The sequence below is a fragment of the Bulleidia sp. HCP3S3_C9 genome (genome assembly GCF_052064035.1).
GTDB lineage: Bacteria > Bacillota_I > Bacilli_A > Erysipelotrichales > Erysipelotrichaceae > Bulleidia.
The window spans coordinates 1-2,320 of sequence record NZ_JBQHWJ010000101.1 but is presented as its reverse complement, the minus strand read 5'-3'; the positions used below and the strand labels follow the sequence as shown (position 1 = coordinate 2,320).

3 protein-coding genes are annotated in these 2,320 nt (G+C 35.3%); all 3 read right to left on the bottom strand.

Translation table 11 applies throughout. From position 1 onward, the window contains the following. Positions 1–132: 132 nt before the first annotated feature. The gene (trxA, locus tag ACTND6_RS10880) at positions 133–444 is read right to left on the bottom strand and encodes a thioredoxin (protein ID WP_178175555.1); all 312 of its coding nucleotides are present in this window, start codon (positions 442–444) and stop codon (positions 133–135) included. A gap of 110 nt (positions 445–554) precedes the next feature. After that, complete coding sequence (gene nagB, locus ACTND6_RS10875; RefSeq protein ID WP_441024248.1) at positions 555–1,283, bottom strand: glucosamine-6-phosphate deaminase; 729 nt, start codon at positions 1,281–1,283, stop codon at positions 555–557. Positions 1,284–1,306: 23 nt separating this feature from the next. Further along, positions 1,307–2,134, bottom strand: coding sequence for an aldose 1-epimerase family protein (locus ACTND6_RS10870; protein ID WP_441024251.1), 828 nt, complete (start codon positions 2,132–2,134; stop codon positions 1,307–1,309). Between the last annotated feature and the right edge of the window lie 186 nt (positions 2,135–2,320).

Below are 2,320 nucleotides of genomic sequence, written 5' to 3'. Positions count from 1 at the left end.
AAAAGCCAAAAACCAGGAATAGCTATCTGATAGAAGACAGTTCTATTCCTGGTTTTACTGTTGTCTATAGAGATTACCAATTATCAATAGTGCTTAACTTAATGACATTGAAGACAAATCTCCCGTCAATGATTATCTTGTCTTTTCAGCTAAAGCAGCTAAAGCTTCCTTTGGCTGGAAACCTACAATGCTTCCCGCAATCTCGCCATTTTTGAATGCGATGAGTGTTGGAATTGACATAATTCCATAACGCTGTGCAATGTCTGGTGTATTATCTACATTGACTTTCACAAACTTGATATCTGTATATTCCTTAGATAATTCTTCTACAAGCGGGCCAACCATCTTGCATGGTCCACACCAGTCTGCATAGAAATCTACAAATACAGACTGATTATCTTTCAATAAAGCATCATATTCATTTGTACTTTGAATAATATTCATAGTAACTTCCTCCTTTTGATACTTAGATAATAAGCTACATTGCATAAAAACTCAATTCAGATGCCCAAAAGAAAAAAGAACTTCAAATATTGAAGTCCTTGTGTAAAATTTTAGAGTTTGCTTGCAGCAGCTTCATCCATGATAACTGTTACGTCAGCATGATCCTGCAGGATAGATGCTGGACAGTCAATTGTCTTTTTACCCTTTAACATGCCATATACAGCATCAGCCTTGTTAGCACCTGTAGCAATTAAGATGATCTTCTTTGCACGCATGATAGAAGCAAGACCCATTGTAACTGCCTTTGTAGGAACCTGAGACTTGTCACCTTCAAAGAAACGAGCATTATCAGAAATTGTCTGTTCTGTCAATTCAGCTACATGTGTTACAGAATCAAATGGTGTGCCTGGTTCGTTGAATGCGATATGACCATCAGAACCAATACCTAATACCTGAATAGATACTGTGTGCTTAGCAAGTTCTTCTTCATATTCTCTTGCATTCTTTTCTGGATCATCACCAACACCACTTGGTACATGGATGTTGCAGTCTGGACAATCTAGATAGTTGAATAGATTTTCATGCATGAATGTCCAGTATGTCTGTTCGTGATCTCTTGGAAGTCCAACATATTCATCTAAGTTGAAAGTCAGGATATCCTTATAAGATCTTCCAGTTTCTTCATGATCCTTGATCATGTTCTTATAAAGACCTACAGGTGTAGATCCTGTAGCAAGTCCTAAAATAGGATTTACTTCTGTATCCAAAACACCCTTCATTACCTTAAATGCTTCTAAAGATACTTCATCATAATTCTTACAAACAATTGTCTTAAACATTTCCTTTTTTACCCTCCTGTTCATTAGAAAATTGTGATTGTATAGTCCGCATGAAATTTATCATGTGACTTCAAAATAATTGTTCCTTCTCTTTGTTCAAATGGTACTTTAACTTCAGAGAAATCCGTATGTGAATACCATGGTTCAATACATACAAATGGTGCATTTTCCTTTGACCAGAATGCAAGCCATCTATATCCTTCAAAACCAACAGTGACGCCATGCTTTCCATTTGTTAATGTTGCTTTTGTACTCTTTGGATCTTGCAGAATAATTGTATTTGCAAGTTCTTCACGATCTAGTTTGATACGTGTGCAATCCTTTACATGTGTTACATTGAAATCAGAAGTTTCAGCACGTTCTAATTCAATGTAGTAATCTTCAAAGTTTCCACCATCACTTGGACAGTTAAATGCTGGATGCAATCCAAAGTTGAATGGCATGTCACAATCATTTTCATTTGTGATATCATAAGAAACCTTCAATGTCTTTCCTTCTAATGTATATGTAATATGCATTGTGAAATGGAATGGATATTCTTTGAATGTTTCTTCATTGTCTTTCAGTTCCATCACGATTGTATTGTCTGTATGTTCAATACATGTAAAATCAGAATGTCTAGTAAATCCATGATTCCCAGTTACATATTCTTTTCCATTGATGTGAAGTTTCTTATCCCATGTACTGCCTACCATTGGGAATAATGTTGGGTTTCTTCCAGCCCAGAACTTAGGATCCCCTTGCCACATGTATTCATTGTCTGTCGCAACATCACAGAAACTATGAATTTCTGATGCATGTTCATCGACACTCACCAAAGCTTTTTCATTTTTAATTTCAAATAAAGCCATAAAAAAACTCTCCTTAATTTGCACTACCATTATACAACATTAAAATCTTCAAAATTTTTAGATAGCTATAAAAAATTACATAATTAACCATCAGATTCACTATTGAGCAAAAATAGGAAAAGCAGCATTCAAAGCATTCGTAATCTGTCTGCGGGTCATTGGATGAGATTTAAAAATATATTTGGC

Coding starts and splice junctions, on each gene's coding strand:
- nagB (WP_441024248.1), bottom strand. CDS start 1,283: ATGTTTAAGACAATTGTTTGTAAGAATTATGATGAAGTATCTTTAGAA.
- trxA (WP_178175555.1), bottom strand. CDS start 444: ATGAATATTATTCAAAGTACAAATGAATATGATGCTTTATTGAAAGAT.
- ACTND6_RS10870 (WP_441024251.1), bottom strand. CDS start 2,134: ATGGCTTTATTTGAAATTAAAAATGAAAAAGCTTTGGTGAGTGTCGAT.